The 20,177-nt window shown below is 52.4% G+C and carries 16 protein-coding genes; 8 read left to right on the top strand and 8 right to left on the bottom strand.

What is annotated here, in order from left to right; translation table 11 throughout:
* Positions 1 to 42: 42 nt before the first annotated feature.
* Both B156_RS0110770 and B156_RS0110765 read right to left on the bottom strand, forming a co-directional pair.
* The gene (locus B156_RS0110770; RefSeq protein WP_026260751.1) at positions 43 to 1,164 is read right to left on the bottom strand and encodes an efflux RND transporter periplasmic adaptor subunit; all 1,122 of its coding nucleotides are present in this window, start codon (positions 1,162 to 1,164) and stop codon (positions 43 to 45) included.
* 256 nt (positions 1,165 to 1,420) lie between these two features.
* A complete protein-coding gene (locus B156_RS0110765) occupies positions 1,421 to 2,113 on the bottom strand; it encodes a TetR/AcrR family transcriptional regulator (protein WP_018619710.1) in 693 nt (230 codons plus the stop codon).
* A gap of 116 nt (positions 2,114 to 2,229) precedes the next feature.
* On the opposite strand from B156_RS0110765, the gene B156_RS0110760 reads away from it, so the two are divergent.
* The 3 genes from B156_RS0110760 to B156_RS0110750 are packed head-to-tail and all read left to right on the top strand — an operon-like array spanning position 2,230 to position 6,106.
* Positions 2,230 to 3,231, top strand: coding sequence for an ABC transporter transmembrane domain-containing protein (locus B156_RS0110760; RefSeq protein ID WP_026260750.1), 1,002 nt, complete (start codon positions 2,230 to 2,232; stop codon positions 3,229 to 3,231).
* A gap of 50 nt (positions 3,232 to 3,281) precedes the next feature.
* Positions 3,282 to 4,640 (top strand): HlyD family secretion protein, encoded by a 1,359-nt coding sequence (locus B156_RS0110755; protein WP_018619708.1) that lies wholly within the window; start codon positions 3,282 to 3,284, stop codon positions 4,638 to 4,640.
* Entirely contained in the window at positions 4,637 to 6,106 is a 1,470-nt protein-coding gene (locus B156_RS0110750) for a TolC family protein (protein ID WP_018619707.1), read from the top strand. The genes B156_RS0110755 and B156_RS0110750 overlap by 4 nt, the downstream gene beginning before the upstream one ends.
* Positions 6,107 to 6,392: 286 nt before the next feature.
* On the opposite strand, the gene B156_RS0110745 is transcribed toward B156_RS0110750, so the two are convergent.
* Positions 6,393 to 7,022 carry an NUDIX hydrolase gene (locus B156_RS0110745; protein ID WP_018619706.1) on the bottom strand — a complete coding sequence of 210 codons (630 nt, stop codon included), beginning with the start codon at positions 7,020 to 7,022 and terminating at the stop codon, positions 6,393 to 6,395.
* 115 nt (positions 7,023 to 7,137) lie between these two features.
* Positions 7,138 to 8,742 (bottom strand): NAD(P)/FAD-dependent oxidoreductase, encoded by a 1,605-nt coding sequence (locus B156_RS0110740; protein ID WP_018619705.1) that lies wholly within the window; start codon positions 8,740 to 8,742, stop codon positions 7,138 to 7,140.
* Between the two features lie 212 nt (positions 8,743 to 8,954).
* On the opposite strand from B156_RS0110740, the gene B156_RS0110735 reads away from it, so the two are divergent.
* The 4 genes from B156_RS0110735 to B156_RS0110720 all read left to right on the top strand — a co-directional run bounded on the left by B156_RS0110735 (position 8,955) and on the right by B156_RS0110720 (position 14,024).
* On the top strand, positions 8,955 to 10,922 hold the full coding sequence (locus B156_RS0110735) for a DUF4350 domain-containing protein (protein WP_026260749.1): 1,968 nt from the start codon (positions 8,955 to 8,957) through the stop codon (positions 10,920 to 10,922).
* 187 nt (positions 10,923 to 11,109) lie between these two features.
* Positions 11,110 to 12,207, top strand: coding sequence for a spore photoproduct lyase family protein (locus tag B156_RS0110730; protein WP_084757702.1), 1,098 nt, complete (start codon positions 11,110 to 11,112; stop codon positions 12,205 to 12,207).
* A 75-nt stretch (positions 12,208 to 12,282) separates the two neighbouring features.
* Entirely contained in the window at positions 12,283 to 13,491 is a 1,209-nt protein-coding gene (locus B156_RS0110725) for an acyl-CoA dehydrogenase family protein (protein ID WP_018619702.1), read from the top strand.
* A gap of 122 nt (positions 13,492 to 13,613) precedes the next feature.
* Positions 13,614 to 14,024, top strand: coding sequence for a hypothetical protein (locus tag B156_RS0110720; protein ID WP_018619701.1), 411 nt, complete (start codon positions 13,614 to 13,616; stop codon positions 14,022 to 14,024).
* Positions 14,025 to 14,266: 242 nt separating this feature from the next.
* On the opposite strand, the gene B156_RS0110715 is transcribed toward B156_RS0110720, so the two are convergent.
* Positions 14,267 to 15,226 (bottom strand): helix-turn-helix transcriptional regulator, encoded by a 960-nt coding sequence (locus tag B156_RS0110715; protein ID WP_040585467.1) that lies wholly within the window; start codon positions 15,224 to 15,226, stop codon positions 14,267 to 14,269.
* A 98-nt stretch (positions 15,227 to 15,324) separates the two neighbouring features.
* Here B156_RS0110715 and B156_RS0110710 point away from each other — a divergent pair, with 98 nt between their 5' ends.
* Positions 15,325 to 15,630, top strand: a complete 306-nt coding sequence (locus B156_RS0110710; protein WP_018619699.1) for a GNAT family N-acetyltransferase — start codon at positions 15,325 to 15,327, stop codon at positions 15,628 to 15,630.
* Here the strand turns inward: B156_RS0110710 and B156_RS29050 are convergent.
* The 3 genes from B156_RS29050 to rho form a co-directional block, all read right to left on the bottom strand.
* On the bottom strand, positions 15,617 to 16,336 hold the full coding sequence (locus B156_RS29050; protein ID WP_018619698.1) for a hypothetical protein: 720 nt from the start codon (positions 16,334 to 16,336) through the stop codon (positions 15,617 to 15,619). The genes B156_RS0110710 and B156_RS29050 overlap by 14 nt on opposite strands.
* Positions 16,337 to 16,497: 161 nt before the next feature.
* The gene (locus B156_RS0110700) at positions 16,498 to 17,379 is read right to left on the bottom strand and encodes a sterol desaturase family protein (RefSeq protein ID WP_018619697.1); all 882 of its coding nucleotides are present in this window, start codon (positions 17,377 to 17,379) and stop codon (positions 16,498 to 16,500) included.
* 127 nt (positions 17,380 to 17,506) lie between these two features.
* A complete protein-coding gene (rho, locus tag B156_RS0110695) occupies positions 17,507 to 19,678 on the bottom strand; it encodes a transcription termination factor Rho (protein WP_018619696.1) in 2,172 nt (723 codons plus the stop codon).
* Positions 19,679 to 20,177: the final 499 nt, after the last annotated feature.

Below are 20,177 nucleotides of genomic sequence, written 5' to 3'. Positions count from 1 at the left end.
ACTGCCGGAGGAACAACAAACAACCAACATCAAACACCAAAATTAGTTTGTTGCTACTTTTGCTTCTGATTGCGGCAGGGTTATCATACCACCAATTTTAACGGGTGAATCGGGTTTTAGAAAGAGCAGTCCTGTTGTAGCCACGGTATCGCCCCGGCTCAGTCCCTCCAGCACCTGAACGGTACCCTCAGTACGAAGCCCGATTTTTACGTCAGTAAATTTAGCTTTGCCATTTTTAATAACAACTACCTGGTTGCTGCGGGTTTGCGGAATCACTGCCTGCGTGGGTACAACCAGGCTCTGTTCATTTTGGACGGTCAGGGTAACCCGGGCAAACGTACCGGGCCGGTACTGTAGGGACGTGTTGCTGACCCGCGCCCGGATGCGCAGGTTACGGGTTTGCTCTTCTACCCCCGGCTCAATGGCGTACACAATGCCCTGACTCGGGTTGTTGGCCCCGTCTACCAAAAACAGGATCTTGCTCCCGTTATGCACGAAAGGACCATATTTTTCGGGAATTGAAAAGTCTAGTTTAAGCGATGTTACCTGTTGAAGGCGGGCAATCAGCGTGTTGGGCGATACAACGGCTCCTGAGCTTACATTACGCAAGCCAATAACCCCCGAGAACGGAGCCCGGATTTCGGTTCGCTGCAGGTTCGCTTTTACCAATTCGATATCGGCCAGTGAGGACCGCAGATTAGTGGTCACAATGTCGTATTCCTGCTGGCTAATACCCCCCCGGTCCAGCAATTGTTTATTCCGCTCCTCGGTGCGCCGGGCGTTATCGGCCTGCGCCTGAAGCTTCTGGAGCTGCGCCCGTAAATCAGCATCGAACAGTTTTACCAGCAAAGCCCCTTTAGCTACTGGCTGCCCCTCCCGAATATTGAGCTGGGTGATCCGGGCCGAAATTTCGGGGTAAATATCGACCTGTTCGGCTGCCAGCAGGGACCCGCTGGACACTATATCTTCCTGCAGGCGTTTTGATACGACCACAAAGCCATTAATGGACGTCATGCCGCCCCCTCTGGCACCGCCTGGGCCTCCTTTCGCTCCTCCACCTGGTGGCTTACCTTCGGCACCGGGTGCCGGGTGTAATACTTTGTTATATACAATTATCCCGCCCACCACGAGGACGACGAGAACGATAGCAATCCATCTTTTCACGGAAACGTATTTTATAGGAAAGAGCCCGACAAATAAAGCAGCGTAGCTTTTTTTGTTACTTCCACAAATTTATCACTGTTGGCGTTCAAATTCACTACGGTCGTCTCCGACCAGCCTGTTTTCGGGTCTGAATGCCTATAAAACGGCTCTGAATCCAGTTTTCTCTGTTGAAAACAACCTTGAATGGGATTTGATTTTATAAAGAATCATCAACCTGAACGGTAACGTTTTACGGGGTTAATGAAACGCTGTGCTTTTACACCGCATCCAGCGACGAGAAAAGCAGGTGATGCATAAAACTCAGTAGTTTATTCATGGCTTCGGGCTCACTAGAATTAGCCTGTTCAAAATCCGTGAGTGATGGAAGATTTTGCATAAAAAAGGACTGGTAATGAGCTGTTTCAATGAGTGAACTTGCTCTGGAGTGCGCATAAGGATAATCAGGGCGGTAAGCCAGAATGATGTCGGCAATATGTTGGCAGAGGTCTTTGTAGGGCTTGAAAAGGTGCTGGCGGTTATCTTCCGTAACGTGGTGGGTTAGATACGCTTTGCTGGCTTCGCGGATAACGGTACTGTGCAAAGCTCGTATATTGATAGTATCACAGAATGAATTGTCGAGGTCGAGCAGGAGCAACAGACGTAACAACTTCTCCAGCTTTTCACGTGGGCTGGTAAGATTATTAGTCTGAAAAATAAGTTGAAAATCGACCCATTGCCAGTACCAGGCCACCAGATAGACCAGTAACCGGTGCTTGTTCTCAAAGTACCGGTAAATACTGGCTTCCTTCGTATTAATCCGTTCGGCCAGTTTGCGGAAAGTAGCCTCCTCAAAACCAACGTCATTGAATAACAATATGCCCTGACGAATAATACGCCTGCCTAAATCAGAGCTCTCCGGCTCGCGCAGAAATAGCCGCTCGTTCATCTGAATGTGTACCGAATATTCCATCTATATTCTGCCTGATCCGTTCAACAAATTGTACCAGGACAAAGTAAACAAACTTTCGGCTATAATAGTTATGTTTGCGTAAATGATAGTATTGCTATCAAGTAAATGAATTGACTATGGCTTCTCTCCAAACTCTTTCTCTCCCTCCTTCGCCCCTTCAGCGGCTAATTCGGTTGCTGACTAACGAGAAGAAAGATATCGGATATATTTATTTATACGCACTGGTAACGGGCCTAATCAGCCTGTCGTTACCACTGGGTATTCAGGCGGTGTTCAATCTGGTATCTGGCGGGGTAATCTTCAGTTCGGTGTATTTGTTGATTGGGGTGGTTATTTTAGGCGTTCTGATAACGGGGCTACTGCTGGTAGCCCAGATGACGCTGGTGGAGATATTGCAGCAGCGCATTTTCGTGAAGGCGGCCTTTGAGTTTACCTACCGCTTGCCCCGTATTGAGCCCGAGGCCTTCGACGGTTATTATCCACCTGAGTTGATGAATCGTTTCTTCGATGTCCTGACTATTCAGAAAGGGTTGCCCAAGCTCCTGATTGATTTGACTAGTGCGGCAGTACAAATAGTTTTTGGTCTTATTCTCCTCTCAGCCTACCACCCCATCTTTGTTGGCTTTGGTGCCTTTATCGTGCTGATTATTCTGCTCATCAGCCGGTTATATGGGCCGGGGGGCGTTCGTACCAGTCTGGAGGAGTCGAAGTACAAATACAAGGTAGTAGGCTGGCTCGAAGAAATAGCCGCTAATCTGCCCACGTATCGTAGTCAGCGAACCAAAGGGGAAACGATCAATAAAATGGATGATCTGGTAGCAGGTTATATCCTTCACCGAAATCGCCATTTTAATGTATTGAAGCGCTTTTTTTACAGTGCCATAGCCTTCAAGACAGTGGCGACCGGGGGATTGCTTATTCTGGGTACAGTGCTGGTAGTTGGGCGGCAAATGTCACTCGGGCAATTTGTAGCGGCTGAGTTGATTATTGTTCTCATTACCAGTTCCGTCGATAAGCTGATGTCGGGTATCGACACCGTGTTTGATATGCTCACCGCTGTTGAAAAAATCGGTTACGTCACCGATTTGCCGCTGGAAGAAACGGATACCATAAAGTAAAGAGACCGGTACAACCCGGCTATTGCTCAATTCACATGCTTCATTAAAAAATGCTTAACCTATCGAACCACCGGGTAAACGACGAGATATTTCAGAATTACCCACTTAAAACACTCCGGGCTATGCCAACGCTGCAAAGCGGTCGGAAGCTGGGGCGGTGGATGTTATTTTTTCTGTTCGTTGGTCTGGTAGTCATGTTTTTACCCTGGCAGCAAAATATTCATGGTGAGGGTAATTTAACGGCTATCACTCCCCAAGACCGTCCACAAACAATTCAGAACGTCATTGCCGGTCGTATTGAACGCTGGGTGGTGCGGGATGGTGATTTCGTGAAGAAAGGCGATACGCTGCTCATTATTTCTGAAATAAAAGATGAGTATTTCGACCCGAATCTGCCCCAGCGACTGGACGAGCAGGTAGACGCCAAAAGGGGGAGCCAGCAAGCCACCGTAGCCAAAATTCAGGCGTTGGATGGGCAAATAAGTGCGCTCAAAACGGGGGTGTCCATTAAACTTAATGCGGCCCGGAATAAGGTGAAGCAGAGTGAGTTTAAAGTGATGGCCGATGAAGCCGACCTTGAAGCCGTCCGCAAAAATTATCAGATTGCACTCGACCGGCTCGACCGGTTTGAGAAAGGGTACCAGAACGGTCTGTTCTCCCTCACCGATTTGGAATCCCGACGGCTGAAAGTTCAGGAGGACAGGGCTAAGTTAACCTCTCAGGAGAACAAACTGAACGTGTCACGGCAGGAGTTGCTGAACGCTCAACTGGAGCTGGGTACTATTGAGGCCGAATTTCAGGAAAAACTGGCCAAAGCCCAGTCCGACCGGAGTTCGGCGGTGTCGTACCGGGCCGAAGCCGACGGGGAGATCTCAAAATTGCGTAATAAAATCAGTAGTGTAGATATCCGGCGTGGGCTGTATGTGGTGCGTGCCCCACAGGACGGCTACGTTGTGCAACCGATTAAAGCGGGTATCGGCGAAACCATTAAAGAAGGCGAGCCCATTGCTACGCTCCAGCCTGCCAACCCGCAGCTGGCTGTTGAATTATACGTTCAGGCTATGGATGTGCCGCTTATCCAAACGGGCCGAACGGTCAGGCTCCAGTTCGATGGCTGGCCAGCTATCCAGTTTTCGGGCTGGCCAACGGTATCCGTTGGTACCTTTGGCGGACAGGTTGCGGTTATCGACGCCATGAGCACCACGGGCGGTACTTACCGGCTCCTGGTACGGCCACTGGTGCAGGAAGGCGATCAACCCTGGCCCCCTCAGCTGCGGGTCGGGTCGGGCGTGTACGGATGGGTTATGCTGGACGATGTGCCGGTATGGTATGAACTCTGGCGGCAGCTTAATGGCTTCCCGCCCAGTCTGCAACAGGAACCCAAAGAAGAAAAAGGAGCCAAAAAATGAAATGGTTTATCGTTTATAGTTTTTGGGTTATCGGTCTGTGTGTGATGAATGGCACTACCTCTACCGCCCAGCAACCCATTACCGCCCCTGACACGAGGGGTGGGGTTTTGCCGCCTGACACCTCCGTTTTTACGGCATCCCTATTTTATGAACTGATTCGGCAAAATCACCCACTGGTGAAACAGGCCAATCTGTTTGGCGAAGAAGCCCGGCAGCTCCTGCGCCAGGCACGGGGCGCCTTCGATCCTAAACTAACATCGGCCTACGACCGTAAAGAGTTTGGTAACGATTTGTACTATGACCATTGGCAAAATAAATTAGCGGTTCCGCTCTGGCTGGCCGGTATTGACCTTACCGTGTCCTACAACCGCAACAATGGCCGGTATATAAATCCCGAAGAACGAACGCCTTCGTCGGGCCTGAGTGGCGTTGGCCTGGCGGTTCCCGTTGGGCAGGGGCTGCTGATCGACGCCCGTCGAAATGCTGTTCGGCAGGCCGGATTGATGCAGAATCTGGCCGAAGCGGATCGGGTAAAGCAGGTAAACAAAATTCTGTTCGATGCGGCTAAAACGTACTGGGAGTGGTTCCTGGCCCACCGTCAGCGGGTATTGTTGACAGATGGATATGAACTGGCCAATCGCCGGTTCCAGGCCCTGCGTGAGCGGGCATTACTGGGCGATGCCGCCATTATCGATACCACCGAAGCACTCATTACGGTGCAGGACCGGCTGGTGCAACAACAGCAGGCCATTGTAGACGAGCAAAATGCCCGTTTGCGCGTCAGCACCTTTTTATGGAATGCCAACGGGCAACCAGTCGAGCTGCCTGACGAAGCGAGGCCGCAGGAAGCCCTGCTCATACTTCCCGATGAAGGTACGCTCCAGCTACTGCTTGACCAGGCAAATCGTCAGCATCCCGACCTGTTGAAATTGTCCGTGAAAAATCAGCAACTGGTACTGGAAGAACGCTTTCGGCGCGCTATGATCCAGCCCCAGGTCCTGCTCAATGCCAGCCTGCTGAGCGAGACGCCCACCGTAGATGCTGGCTACCAGTGGGGTAGCTATTATTCGTTTCGCCCCCAGAACTACAAGATAGGGATGGACTTCGTTTTTCCGCTTTTTCTGCGGAAAGAGCGGGGCAAGCTTCGCGAAGTTCAGGTGAAAAATGAACAGGTTGTGCTGGAACAGCAACAAACGGGTCGCCTGATTAATAATACGTTGCAGGCCGCCTACAATCAGTTACGGGTGTTGGCCGACCAGATCAATGTTCAGCAACAGACAATTCAGAATCAGCAAAAACTGCTGATGGCTGAGCAACAGAAATTTGACCTGGGAGAAAGTTCGCTGTTTCTGGTCAATTCCCGTGAAACCAAACTTATCGACCTGCGACTGAAGGGCGAAGAACTGAAAACTAAGTACCAGAAAGCCCTGGCAGAGCTGTACTTTGCCGCTGGTACGTCGTTGTAGCCCGTTAGGGTATCCGTATAGTGTATCAAAACAATAACACTATGATACCGGTAACCGAAAAAAAACAGCGGCAGTCGTTGCCAGGTCAGTTCATCTATAATCTATGAAATAGAGGGCGAAAAGCCCGTCTACCACGCGGGTTACAGAGAAGTGTTAAACGAAAACGAAGAGCCGGGAGAAGTAATAGGATCAAATGGACTGCACAGTCGCCCGGTTGACATTGTTCAGAATTTCTGGTTCATGCATCAACCTGACAATACTCTATGCCGGTACATGGGCCAGTCAGTCAGCCATTCAGGACCATCAGTAACTCGCTGATCATCATAGCCGTGGCTCCCCAAACCCGTTGGCCTTCAATCTGGTAAAAAGGGGCGTCAATCTGTACACCCCGGATCTCAATCTGACTGCTGCCAACGGTAGTTTCATCCAGTAGCGAATCAAGGCTTACTTCTACCACCGCTTCTACTTCATGCGGGTCGGGGTAAAAATCCGGTCGGTAGGGCAAAAAACCCACTACCGGTTGTACGTAAAAATTGCTGGGGGGGATATACAACTCCGTCAGAAGTCCCAAAACCGTTACATCCGATACCCGGATACCTACTTCTTCCTGAGCCTCGCGCAGGGCCGTGCGGGTCAGGTTTTCGTCGACACGCTCCATACGCCCGCCCGGAAACGCCATTTGCCCCGCATGAACGCCGTCGTACTGCGGGCGCAGGATAAGGGGCACGTATATCGTGTTGCGGTAGGGATAAAAACAAATCAACACCGCCGACCGGCGTGTGCGCTCGTTCGGTTTTATACCGAACCGGTACCGGTTAGACGATGCCATTTTCTGATGAGCGGCTTCGCCCGGCAACGGCCGTTGCAACCGCTGGCGAAGGTCTTCGGTAAAGGTTTGAAAGGTGGTGTCGATCATTATTCAGTTTGTGGTTTGTAGTTTACGGTTTATGGTATTCGGTTTACGGTGTATGACGCGTTCCTGTGTTGCGTGAACCACCTTAACTGAATACCATAAACCGTAAACTGTAACCCTAGCGTTTATACAACGTAACTAATTGCTCGGCACATCGTTCACCGTCCATGGCTGCCGATACGATACCGCCTGCATAACCGGCCCCTTCGCCACAGGGGAAAAGCCGCCGAACCAGTACGTGCTCGCAGGTTTCGCGGTCACGCGGAATTCGGACGGGCGAGGAGGTGCGGCTTTCAACCCCAATAATCTGCCCCTCATTGCTAAGGTAGCCACGCATCTTCCGGCCAAAATCGCGCAGACCCTGTTTCAGCGGCTGGGTAATATGGTCGGGCAGTACATCGGCCATATCGACCGAGGCCAGCCCCGGCTGATAGGACGTGGGCAGTAACCCCGTTGATACATGCCCGTCCACAAAATCGGCTACGCACTGGGCGGGTGCCGTTTGTGAAGCGGCACTCCCGTGGATGTTTCCCATTCGGCACGCCCACCGCTCCAGGTCCTGTTGCAGCGCCAGTCCGGCCAGTGGTCCCTCGTCGGCGTACGGCCGCAGGTCATCGTCCGCAATGGCTACTACTAGGCCTGAATTGGCAAAAGGCGAATCCCGTCTTGAAGGCGACATGCCATTTACAACCAGTTCCCCCGGTGCCGTTGCCGCTGGTACGATGAATCCTCCGGGACACATGCAGAACGAGAATACGCCCCGGTCAACACCTTTAAAACGGGTTTGTGCCACCAAACTATACGAAGCAGCGGGCAAATAGTCGCCCCGGTTGGGGCGGTGGTACTGAAACTGGTCAATCAGCGATTGCTGGTGCTCGATACGAACGCCCATCGCAAAGGGTTTGGCCTCAACACGGACGCTGCGCTTGTGCAGCAACTGGAAAATATCGCGGGCTGAATGGCCCGTTGCCAGAATAACGCCGATGCCCGTAAGCTCTTCGCCGTTAGCCAGCACTACGCCTTTCAGTTCGTTCGGACTGGTGGGAGAGCCGGTTAGAATAAGGTCGGTTACTTTGGTATCGAATCGAACGTCGCCCCCGGCGTTCAGGATAGTTTCGCGCAGTTCGGTCACCACATTCGGGAGTTTGTTGGTGCCAATGTGCGGATGAGCATCGACCAGAATCTGCTCGGTGGCACCGTGGGCCACGAACATCTCCAGTATTCGCCGGACATCCCCCCGCTTGGTGGAGCGGGTGTATAGTTTCCCATCCGAATAGGTACCGGCTCCGCCTTCGCCAAAGCAGTAGTTGGATTCCGGGTTAACGATATGGTCTTTGTTGATGGCCGCCAAATCGCGTCGGCGGGCGCGTACATCGCTGCCGCGTTCCAGCACAATGGGTTTAATGCCCAGTTCAATGAGCCGAAGAGCAGCAAACAGACCCGCCGGTCCCGCCCCCACCACAATAGCCTGTGGTGTTTGGCTGCCCACGCCGGTTTGCGGTTTCCGGTAGTTGATGAGCGGGGGAGGGGTATTCCCGGCGTACACGTCCGCATCGACTTTTACCCGTACCTGCCGGTTTCGGGCGTCGATGGACTGACGGCGCTTGCGCACCACTACATCGGTGGTATCGGGTAACGAAAGGTGCTTAAGTGCCTGTTCCCGAAAAGCACATTCGTCAAAAGCCAGTTCGGGCGGGAGGGTAAGTGAAAGTTGATGAGTCATGCGTGTAAGGCCGGTTTCTATCCGGCAGAATCAATAAAGCGGTTTCCAGAAGTCGCTTTAAGGGTGAAACAGCTGGACCTTGTTTTGGGTTCTTTTGCTTTTTCTATACTCGTTATTTAACGGACAACGGGTATACTATCGGTTCAATTAGCTCTCTCTTGACAGTAGAATTTTGGTAAAATTGGCTGTATAATCTAGCAAGCAGGGAAAAAATGAAACGAACGATCTATTTAGTGGGTGGGCTAATGCTCCTTGGTCAGCTATTGCTGGCTCAGTCAATGACGCAGCCAACTGAAAAAAACAAGCCCTGGTCGCAGCGGATGGTCGCTACGATTATGGCCACTCATGCTGATTCGATTGCGTACGTAAAAGAAGGTAAAGATGCCCGTTGGGAGTACGAGATGGGATTGATTCTTCAAGCCATCGGGCAGGTATGGTATCGAACTGCCGACGACCGTTACTTCCAGTACATCCCGAAAAATATGGACCGGTACGTTACCCCCGATGGGGGCATCCGAACCTACAAACTGGATGACTTTAATATTGATTTCGTAACCCCCGGCCGGGCGTTGCTGATGCTGGCGCAGCAATCGTTGCCCGGTAAGGAAAAATACCGGAAAGCCGCCGATTTGCTTCGGCAGCAGTTAACGCAGCAGCCCCGCACCAACGAGGGTGGTTTTTGGCACAAGAAGCGGTATCCGTATCAGATGTGGCTGGATGGCCTGTACATGGCCGAGCCTTTTTATGCTGAGTATACCAGTCTGTACGAACCATCGGGTAAATCGTTCGACGATATCATTAACCAGTTTGTGTGGATGGAAAAGCACGGCCGCGATGCCCGGACGGGTCTCCTCTACCACGGCTGGGACGAAAGCCGGGAGCAGAAATGGGCCAATAAGGAAACGGGGCAGTCTCCTAATTTCTGGAGTCGGGCCATAGGCTGGTATGTGATGGCCCTGGTCGATGTGCTGGACTACGTTCCAGAATCGCACCCGCGCCGGGGGGAGTTGGTCACGATTTTGCAACGCACCATCCCCGCCATTCTCAAGTACCAGGACCCAAAATCGGGCTGCTGGTATCAGGTTACAGACCGGGCCGGGGGAAAGGGAAACTACCTCGAAGCCTCGGGAACGGGTATGTTCGTCTACGCAACGGCAAAAGGCGTGCGGATGGGCTACTTGCCCGCTTCCATGCTGGCATCGGCCCGTAAAGGGTACGAGGGGATGCTGAAGAAATTTATTACGACGGACGAAAAGGGGATGATTCACCTGGAAAAAACCGTACTGGTAAGCGGTTTGGGCGGGAATCCCTACCGCGATGGCAGTTACGCCTATTACCTGAGTGAACCCTTGCGGCAGGACGATTTGAAAGGCGTTGGCCCATTCATCATGGCCAGCGTCGAGATGGAGATTGCCAGCGATAGTAAGCCCGGTAAAGGTAAGGTGGTAGCGGTGGATAATTACTTCAACCACGAATCGCGCAAAGGATCGGTCCGCACCGACGGCACGACCGGGGAGGAAGTATTTCACTACACCTGGGACGACCGGCAGCATTCCGGTTTCTACTGGTGGGGGACCATTTTTCGCGATCTGGGCGCAAAAACGGCTACCGTTTCCGGACCACCAACGGCGGCTTCCTTAAAAGACGTCAGTGTCTACATCATCGTTGACCCCGATACCCCCAAAGAAACGCCGAACCCCAATTATATCAGCCCGGCCGATAGCAAGGCGATTTCCGACTGGGTAGCAGCAGGAGGAACGCTGGTGATGATGGCTAATGACACCGCTAATGGCGAGCACGTTCATTTTAATCAACTGGCGGCTCAGTTTGGGATGAAGTTTCTGCCCGAAAACCGCAACATGGTGCAGGGAACAAAATGGGAACAGGGAACCATTCACATTGCGCCGAATGCCATCTTTCCCCAAACCCGCACTGTGTACATCAAGGAACTGGCACCCATCCAGGTGAAATCCCCCGCCCGAGCCGTAGTGACCGACAAGGGCGATGTAATTATGGCCGTAGCCCACGTGGGGAAAGGAACCGTCTTTGCCGTGGGTGACCCCTGGTTGTATAATGAGTACGTGGATGGTCGGCGGATACCGGCCGAATACGCCAACTTCAGCGCGGCTAAAGAGCTGGCTGGCTGGCTGTTGCAGCAGGGCAAAAAGGCTGCGAAATAATGCAGGGTAGCAAGCTACTACTCATTTTCTGAGCGGATATCCAGTAGGCTTAAAATAGTTTGTAAGTCGTTGATATTGAATGACTTGAGATGGGGTATTAGGGGGGATTGACAGAATTAAAGTACGGTTGGTTTTGTTCTTTATGTAGTAAAGATCAATCTGATCCAGTACGTTTAGTCCTGTACCTATGTCTGCTCAGCCAACACAAAAACCAATTAGCAATCCCGTCAAAAACACCCACCTGATGACATCCCGTTTGTGGATGCCCAGGCAGGTGCTGTTCACACCCGATGCGCTCGAAGAGCCGTTTGGCCAGCAGATTTATACTCGCGTCACGGACCTGAATCTGCCCGTTACCGTCCTGAAAACCAATCGGCTGACGGGCCTGCGCGGGGAGGATGACCGGCAAACGTACCGGAATGCCAAACAGACGCTGGCGGTGGTGAAAGCCCCGCCGGGTACGTTTCGGTTGCAGCCCATACCGCCCTCGGCCGACTGGCAGATGAATCTGGCCGAAGGGTGTCCGGCGCACTGTCAGTACTGCTACCTGGCGGGTAGTTTGCAGGGGCCACCAGTGACCCGGGTTTTTGCCAACCTGCCCCAGATGCTGGCTAACACGACTGCTTATGAACAACCGGAGAAAACTACTACGTTTGAGGTGAGTTGTTACACGGATGTAATTGGTATTGAGCACCTGACGGGTGGCCTGGCCGAGTGCATCCGCCACTTTGGCAACCGGCCCGGCACCCAACTGCGGTTCGTGACGAAATACGATCAGGTGGATTCCCTGCTTGGGTTGCCTCACAACGGGCGTACCCGCGCCAGAGTGAGTTTGAATACGGATGGTATTGCCCGTCGGCTGGAAGGGGGCACCGCTTCCATAGAGGCCCGCCTGACGGCATTACGGAAGCTGGCTATGCCCCGGGAAAAGGGTGGGGGCGGATATCCGGTGGGCGTGGTGCTGGCACCCATTATGCCCGTCGAAAACTGGCGTGAACAGTACACCGACTTGCTGAACCGGGTAGCGGCTGCCCTCGATTTTCCGTGCGACCTGACCGTGGAGTTCATCAGTCACCGGTTTACGCCCGGTAGTAAATCCGTTCTGGAAACGTGGTATCCAAACACGAGTCTCGACATGGACGAACAGGGCCGGGCTCCGAAGCGAAATAAATTTGGGGGCGTGAAGTACGTCTACCGGCCCGACGAGATGAAGGACCTGCGTTCCTTTTTCTATACCGAATGGCAGCAGCGGTTTCCCGATGCGCCCATCCTGTACTGGACGTAGCCTGTTACGATAGTGATAAATCAGTAAAAAAAGAATTGCCCGATAACAAGCCCCACCCTTTTGAGTTAACTTCCTATGCAAGCCCCAACCATGACCCCGCCCCGAAATAAGGCAGACTCGTTCGAGTCGCCGGATTTCTATTGTATCGACGATTTGCTCACGGCCGAACACAAACTGGTTCGTTCGGCGGTACGCGATTTTGTAAAACGCGAGATTTCGCCCATTGTGGAAGAGTGCGCTCAGCGTGCCGAATTTCCGAAGCAATTGGTTCAGAAGTTTGGTAAGATTGGGGCTTTCGGCGCTACTATTCCAACGGAATATGGCGGTGGTGGACTCGACCAGATTTCCTATGGCCTGATGACGCAGGAAATTGAACGGGGTGATTCGGGTATGCGGTCGTGCGTGTCGGTGCAGAACTCCCTGGTAATGCACCCCATCCACGCGTTTGGCTCCGACGAACAGAAAGAAAAATTCCTGCCCCGGCTGGCCACCGGAGAGCTGATAGGCTGTTTTGGCCTGACCGAACCCAATCACGGCTCGGACCCCGGCAGCATGGAGACTAACTTCATTGAACGGAGTGATTACTACCTGCTGAACGGGTCTAAAATCTGGATTACCAACGCAAACATCGCCGACATCGGCATCGTCTGGGCCAGGAGCGACCAGGGTAAAATAAGGGGGTTGATTCTGGAGCGGGGCATGGATGGATTTACCACCGCCGAGATAAAAAACAAATGGTCACTGCGGGCCAGTACCACCGGCGAGATGGTTTTTCAGGATGTACAGGTGCCCAAAGCAAACATGCTGCCTAACGCTTTTGGGCTCAAAAGTGCCTTGAAGTGCCTGGAACAGGCGCGTTATGGCATTAGCTGGGGAGCCGTAGGCGCGGCAATGGAATGCTACGAAGTAGCCCGTCGGTATTCCCTGGAACGCATTCAGTTCAACAAACCCATTGCCAGTTTCCAGTTGGTACAAAAAAAGCTGGCCGAAATGCTGACCGAGATTACCAAGGCGCAACTCCTGTGCTGGCGGCTGGGCACCCTGATGAATGAGGGCCGGGCTACCAACGCGCAAATTTCACTCGCCAAGCGAAACAACGTTGAAATAGCCCTGAACGTGGCCCGCGATGCCCGCCAGATTCTGGGCGCTATGGGCATCTCCGGCGAATACCCGATTATGCGCCACCTGATGAACCTCGAATCGGTGAGCACCTACGAGGGAACCCACGATATTCAACTACTGATTCTGGGTGCCGACATTACGGGTATTCCGGCGTTCAAGTAAATGGTTATATGGGTAGTTAGGCACTACGTCAGAGAGTTATTGACACAGCGAGTTACGGTATAATAAGGTAGGCAGAAACGTAGAAGTGCTTTAAACTGTACAACATATAATCCTTATTACTTATGAAAACGCTTTCACAAGTATGGGTTGCAGGAATTATTGCGCTAGGCAGCGTGAATTGTCAGACAAAATCAGACGTCACACCTGTCGTTGACCCGCACGACGCCCGTGTTGGCTTGTACGTTTGTAACGTGACGGTTGGAAACTTCCAGACGAAAGAGGTTTTTGCGTCCTATGTGGACACCCTTGACGTGAGTAAACGGGAGGATACCGGATTGCTGATTACCAGTCGGAAAAAGGCGCCATTGCCCAGCTTCAACTCGATGGATGCTACTGGCCGTCTGTATGTAGGATTAGCCACTGTGCTGGTTTTTAATCAGGGACAAACGGCCATAACGGATGGCGGAGAGTTGGTTATGAGCAGTGGTATGGATACCAGATTCTACGAGTACAAAGGAAATAAACTGAAGTGACGCTGGTGTCTTTACCGGCAACCTGAAGAATTTAGTGCGCTACGGTGTTGATTCGGCGCATACCCAAAACGTACTTCGATCTGGCCACTCCGTATCGTGTTAAACCGTATTTCAGCCCGTTCTTAGCTAGTTCCCGGAATTGAATACTGACCCTCGCCATTGGTAACGGTGGAGAAACCGCCTGCGTAACGGGTAAAACTGTTTATTCGTCTGCTATAGGGCAGATGACAGAGAGGCAGGAGTCAGTTGCTTACTTTTTCGGCGTAATGGTCCTGCAACCCCTCTACCAGCGTCTGCATCCGAATTTGCAGCGATTCGGGTTCTTCAATCGTCACTTTATTGCCAAACATGAGCAGCCAGCGGGCCACACCTTCCTCCCAGGGAGTCTGGAACCGCATCCGAACCCGGTCGCCCAGATCGACTTCATCCTGAAAGCCAAAACCATACTTTTGCTCCTGTAGGTGGCGCACGACCGATTTCTGAAAAACAAGAATGACTTCGGTAACGGGCATATCCCTTTTGCCAACCCGGTCGAGGTATTCCTGTAACGAGAGTCGGTCCCGGCGCGAAAACGGCTGTTCGGTATCGGTGAGCTGGCGAATGCGGTCGACCCGGAAATCGCGGTAGTCCTGACGGGTACGGCAGTACCCAATCAGATGCCAGGCCATGTGGGCATGATAAAGTCCTACGGGTTCTACCTCGCGCTGGGTTTCAGCATCGTTGTAGTGCGAGTGATAGTGAATCGCCAGTACATGACGACGGGCAATGGCCTGTTGCAGCGAATTGAGCAACCCAGTAGCGTGGGGCTTTCGATGGGTTGGTTTGGCCACGTTGATGTGCGCATCCAAATCGTCCAGATGCTCCTGGTCGGGGCGTTTCAGCACGGATTTTATCTTGAACAGGGCGGAGGTAAATTCGGTTTGTACGGATTCATCCGTCCACTTCTCAATCAGTTTTCCGCCCATCATCAACGCGCTGGCTTCAGCATTGGTAAACATAACCGGCGGTAGGTGGTAATCGGTGAGGAAGTAGCCAACGCCCGCTTCGGCACCGATAGGAACACCCGCTTCCTCCAGCGACCGGACATCGCGGTACACGGTTCGCAGACTAATACCGAACCGGCTGGCCAGTTCCTGCGCACGAACAACCCGCTTGGTTTGCAGATGAATAAGTATGGCGGTTAGGCGGTCGAGACGGTTCATGGGTAAAACGAGGAAGAACTTCAACGCAAATTAACTCAGTTCATTTGAACAAGTAGGCCTTTTTTGGTGTAAAGGGAATAACAAAGGCCCCAAACTACATGAACACAACGCCCGTTAAAAACAATGCCCACCGGCACCGCTTCGAACTGGATACGGAGGGTAAATTATCCATTGTTAATTATCAGACTGTTGACGACGAAACGCTCGCACTGGTACATACCGAAGTCGACGAAAGTCTGGAAGGGCAGGGTGTTGGCTCTCACCTGGTTGAGGGTGTGTTGCAGTATGTGGAGCAGAACAACCTGAAAATAGTGGCGGCTTGTCCATTTATTTCGACCTATATCAAACGCCATCCCGACTGGAATCGGGTCGTATCAACGGCTTATACCTCTACGGGGTTTTAAGCGGTTTTGCTTCGCGTGGGTGGGGTGGATGCAGGGGAGAGATGCGCTCTTTTTTCCTGACCCACCGCCACAAATCCGTTACCAGAGCCGGATAAATCGTTACGCCAATGCTGTAATAGGTGCCATTGAAATTCTGGTCGATAGCCGTCTGGAAGACTGATACGCGGTAGCCTAGCTGAGCACTCAGACCCACCCAGCGGGTTGCTTTCCACTGGCCGTAAGCACCAGCCTGAACGGGCACGAAGAAATCCCGCCGGCTTCGGTCAACGGGAATATCCTGCTGTAAGTTGAGGGGTATGGCATAGGCAACACCACCGCCAACTTCCACCGGTATGCTAACCTTCCATCGCTTATTGTTCGTCAGGTTCCACCAGTAAAGTAGACTCATATACCACAAATCCGTGCGGGTGTAATACCCCAGATTGATGCGCCGGGCGGCATCGCGTCGCCAGTCAATCAGTCGCAGGTAGGTGCCATAGTTAATCCAGTAATAACCCAGCGTCAACTGATGCCGTTTTGGGCCGTATTCAATACCTGCATTAACGCCCCAGACGTTAACATGCTGCTGCTCAAGGAATGAATCCCGAAAGTCGAGGTTAAAAGCTGGCTTCAGCCCGAAGTGTACCGACCGGTGGGTATCCAAAGGGGCAACCGAGTCGGGCCAGACCGTCAGGAGCGAAAAAAAGAGCAGGCAAGCCGAGAGCATAATGCCCTGAAAACCAGAAATAGGAGTTGTTAGTTTACGGATGGCTAACCCCTGAGGTTATTCGTGGATTATATCTTTCTGATTATTAACATCTTAAATGTGCCTCAATTGCTGAATCAATCGACCGGCACGCAGTTCTTCTGATGCCTGATAATATGATTTTAACCCTGTTTGTCATGGGCTCTCTGCCCATTTCTAAGCTGTTTCGTCGTTTTTCGGGAGCCGTCATGGCTCCAGCCGGGAGGGCCGAACAGATACCCTACTGCCGCTTGCCATGACCCGGACCGGCGAATATCCTGCCCAATGGCTGCCCACTCATGAAAGGCAATACGAACAGGATTGTGGGAGTTGATATTGGTCGTCAGGCCGTACGTTGGGCGGTGACGTTCCGGCTCAAACGTACCGAACATCCGATCCCAGATGATGAGCACCCCCGCGTGATTCTTATCCAGATAATCCAAATCTGACCCGTGATGCACCCGGTGGTGGGAGGGAGTATTGAAAATAAACTCGATGGGTACCGGAAGCCGGTTGATGTGTTCCGTATGAATCCAGAATTGATACAGCAAACTAATAGCCTGCATGGTCATGATGGCCACCGGCGAAAAGCCAACCAGCGGTAGCCAGATCCAGAAGATGAACGCCCCCGACAGGTTGCCCGTCCAGGTCTGGCGCAGGGCCGTGCCGAGGTTGTACTTCATGGAGGAATGGTGTACCACGTGCGATGCCCAGAAATACCGGCTGCTGTGGCTGATTCGGTGAAACCAGTAGTAGCTGAAATCGTCGGCAAAAAACAGGATGACCCACGCCCACCACTGCGTCATGTCGACCGTGAAAAGTCGAAGTTGATAAACGAGCGTATACGCACCGAATACGATAACCTTCCCCACAAGCCCGACAATCACATTGCCGATTCCCATGGCCAGGCTACCGGCTGTGTCTTTGGCGTCGTAATAATCCTTCTGCTGCCGGGCCGTTACAATGACCTCGGCAACCAGCAGAATAACGAAGCCGGGAATAGCGTACTGAATCAGATCTTTCATGGTTGTCCTGACGTAAAGGCAATGTAACGATTTCGCTACTTCTAATCAAGAAGACTGCCGGGGTGCGTAAACAAAACGGGATGCCATTCATTTGAATAGCATCCCGTTTTGTTGATGGGGAAAACCGTTACCGGTTCATCGAAATCAGGAACTCTTCGTTGTTGCGGGTGCCCTTCATCCGGTCGAGCAGGAAATCCATTGATTCCATGGGGTTCATGTCAGCCATGTGCTTCCGCAGAATCCAGACGCGCTGTAGCGTTTCTTTGTCCAGCAGCAAATCCTCCCGACGGGTACTCGAAGCCAGTAAGTCGACCGCCGGGTAAACCCGTTTATTGGCCAGTTTCCGGTCAAGCTGAAGTTCCATGTTGCCGGTACCTTTAAATTCTTCAAAGATAACCTCGTCCATTTTAGACCCGGTGTCAATCAGGGCTGTAGCGATAATTGTCAGCGAACCCCCGTTTTCAATGTTCCGGGCCGCGCCGAAGAAGCGTTTTGGCCGGTGCAGGGCATTGGCATCAACACCACCCGACAGAATCTTACCCGACGAGGGGACAACCGTGTTATAGGCTCGTGCCAGACGCGTAATAGAATCCAGCAGGATAACGACATCGTGCCCGCATTCAACCATCCGTTTGGCTTTCTCCAGTACCATGCTCGATACTTTTACGTGCCGGTCGGCCTGCTCATCGAAGGTGGACGAAATAACTTCCGCATTTACGCTGCGGGCCATGTCCGTTACTTCTTCCGGACGTTCGTCAATCAGCAGCACAATCAGGTACACCTCCGGGTGGTTCCGGGTAATGGCATTGGCTATTTCCTTCAGTAACACGGTTTTACCCGTTTTGGGCTGCGCCACAATCATACCCCGCTGCCCTTTACCAATGGGAGCAAACAAATCCAGCACCCGCGACGAATAATTTTCGGGCCGGTTGCTCAGATGGAGTTGCTCTTCGGGAAAAAGGGGTGTCAGGTATTCAAACGGAATCCGGTCGCGGATTTCCTCGGTGGTCTTTCCGTTGACGGTCGACACCCGGAGCAGGGCAAAATACTTTTCACCTTCTTTCGGTGGGCGTATTGCACCGCGTACCGTATCGCCGGTTTTCAGGCCGAATAGTTTAATCTGCGATGGCGATACGTAAATATCGTCGGGGCTGGCCAGGTAGTTGTAATCGGCTGAGCGGAGGAACCCGTAGCCACCATCCTGCATAATCTCCAGAACACCTTCATTATCAATGATACCATCGAACTCCCGAATGTGCTGGTTGTACTGCCGCCGGATGCGGTTTTGATACTCCTGGGCTTCCCGGGTAGCTTGTGCCTGTGGTTGGTTCGACTGCCCCGAATCGGACTGGTCCTGGTCGGCCTGACCTTCCTGGGGCGTATCGGTTGGTTCCACAATGGCTTCCGTAGCGGTAGAAACGGGTTCCGTGGCGGGTTCCCGATTAGCTGCCGTATCTTCTGTGATAACCGTTGGTGTCAGAAAAGCATCGTCGGTCTGTCCACCGTAGTTCAGGGCCGACTCATCCGAAACGGCGCGTGGGGTACGTGGGCGTTGATCGCGTCGCTGCGTATTGGTGTCCCGGTCATTTCGGTCGCGGGGGCCGCCTTCCCGATTGGTATCAAAACGGGCACGCCCATCGCGCGGGGCTTCGGTACGCTGATTCCGTTGTTGGTTCAGATCAGGGCGTTGGGTGCGGTCTCTGTCGTTACGGGGTAAATTTGGCCGGTTAGTCCGCTCGGCTGGTTCGGTTCCCTGGACCATGTTACGCTGATTCCGTTCGGTTGTACCGGGCTGCCCATTGCGTGGTGTTCCCTCGCGGTTGTCGCCGGACGGACGGGTTGCCTGTACGGTATCAGCTGCGGGTGCATCAGCTGTTTCGGTGGGCATAGTCTCCATAGTCTCCGGCGTCGTTTCGCCCGTTGCCAGTGACTGCACTGGTAGTTCGTTGCTTGTTTCGGCGTTGAGACCTGACGCTGGTTCTGTCGTTTCCCGGCGGTTTCGTGAGCGGGCAGGGGCAGCAGTAGTCTTGGCCGAACGAACGGGAGTCGCGTCTGCTGACTGATTTTCTTCCGTAGTAACCGGGGCCACAATAGCGGCTTTGGGAGCGCGCTTAGCCCGCTTGGGGGCATCGTCAGCAGGAACGGCTTCTTCGCCACCGGGCCGTTCTGACTGCTGTTTTATGATTTCGTAAACCAGTTTTTCTTTGGTGAATTTGGCAATAGTACGAATGCCGAATTGCTCGGCAATGGGTTGAAGCTCCGAGAGAAGCTTACTATCTAATTCTTCTTTCTTGAACATAAAGATCAGGTTAGCAATAAACCTTGAAAGGGCCGCGTGGGCAGTAAAGATGGAAATTGGAGATTACAGATGACTGAGAAACCGTTGGTTTGATGGGCAAATGAACGACCTGCGCTGGACAGACGCGGGACGGCTGATTACAATAGGGGTTAATCTCAACAGAGTCAATTAATTACGAAATAAGATAAATCAAACAATTGTCAATTGGGGTGATTTGCCTTCTCCAAACGCAACCGTCTGGTGGGGCCAGATGAGGTGGTTACTAAAACGTTTGGGAAACGGATGACCTGCTGCCGGTGCGGATGAACACGTTGTGAAAATCCTGCCTACCAGATTTATGTGAACAAATGTACTGTTTTGCCGGGATTATGTCAATAGAACGCTATTCTTTATTAAATGTTTCCAGTTGCTTTACAAAAATCGCTCCAGGCGTTCTCGAAGCAACACTCCTCAGGGCGTAAATTGGGTACGAAAAATGTAAATAATCCGCTTACCTCAA

The sequence above is a fragment of the Spirosoma luteum DSM 19990 genome (genome assembly GCF_000374065.1).
GTDB lineage: Bacteria > Bacteroidota > Bacteroidia > Cytophagales > Spirosomataceae > Spirosoma > Spirosoma luteum.
Note: the sequence above shows the minus strand (reverse complement) of the source record. Positions and strands in the feature narration are given on the sequence as shown.

What these genes read in the sequence shown, in the direction of transcription:
- B156_RS0110740 (WP_018619705.1), bottom strand. Translation starts at nt 8,742, where the DNA reads ATGACTCATCAACTTTCACTTACCCTCCCGCCCGAACTGGCTTTTGAC.
- B156_RS0110755 (WP_018619708.1), top strand. Translation starts at nt 3,282, where the DNA reads ATGCTTAACCTATCGAACCACCGGGTAAACGACGAGATATTTCAGAAT.
- B156_RS0110700 (WP_018619697.1), bottom strand. Translation starts at nt 17,379, where the DNA reads ATGAAAGATCTGATTCAGTACGCTATTCCCGGCTTCGTTATTCTGCTG.
- B156_RS0110750 (WP_018619707.1), top strand. Translation starts at nt 4,637, where the DNA reads ATGAAATGGTTTATCGTTTATAGTTTTTGGGTTATCGGTCTGTGTGTG.
- B156_RS0110745 (WP_018619706.1), bottom strand. Translation starts at nt 7,022, where the DNA reads ATGATCGACACCACCTTTCAAACCTTTACCGAAGACCTTCGCCAGCGG.
- B156_RS0110715 (WP_040585467.1), bottom strand. Translation starts at nt 15,226, where the DNA reads ATGAACCGTCTCGACCGCCTAACCGCCATACTTATTCATCTGCAAACC.
- B156_RS0110725 (WP_018619702.1), top strand. Translation starts at nt 12,283, where the DNA reads ATGCAAGCCCCAACCATGACCCCGCCCCGAAATAAGGCAGACTCGTTC.
- rho (WP_018619696.1), bottom strand. Translation starts at nt 19,678, where the DNA reads ATGTTCAAGAAAGAAGAATTAGATAGTAAGCTTCTCTCGGAGCTTCAA.
- B156_RS0110720 (WP_018619701.1), top strand. Translation starts at nt 13,614, where the DNA reads ATGAAAACGCTTTCACAAGTATGGGTTGCAGGAATTATTGCGCTAGGC.
- B156_RS0110710 (WP_018619699.1), top strand. Translation starts at nt 15,325, where the DNA reads ATGAACACAACGCCCGTTAAAAACAATGCCCACCGGCACCGCTTCGAA.
- B156_RS0110760 (WP_026260750.1), top strand. Translation starts at nt 2,230, where the DNA reads ATGGCTTCTCTCCAAACTCTTTCTCTCCCTCCTTCGCCCCTTCAGCGG.
- B156_RS0110735 (WP_026260749.1), top strand. Translation starts at nt 8,955, where the DNA reads ATGAAACGAACGATCTATTTAGTGGGTGGGCTAATGCTCCTTGGTCAG.
- B156_RS29050 (WP_018619698.1), bottom strand. Translation starts at nt 16,336, where the DNA reads ATGCTCTCGGCTTGCCTGCTCTTTTTTTCGCTCCTGACGGTCTGGCCC.
- B156_RS0110730 (WP_084757702.1), top strand. Translation starts at nt 11,110, where the DNA reads ATGTCTGCTCAGCCAACACAAAAACCAATTAGCAATCCCGTCAAAAAC.
- B156_RS0110765 (WP_018619710.1), bottom strand. Translation starts at nt 2,113, where the DNA reads ATGGAATATTCGGTACACATTCAGATGAACGAGCGGCTATTTCTGCGC.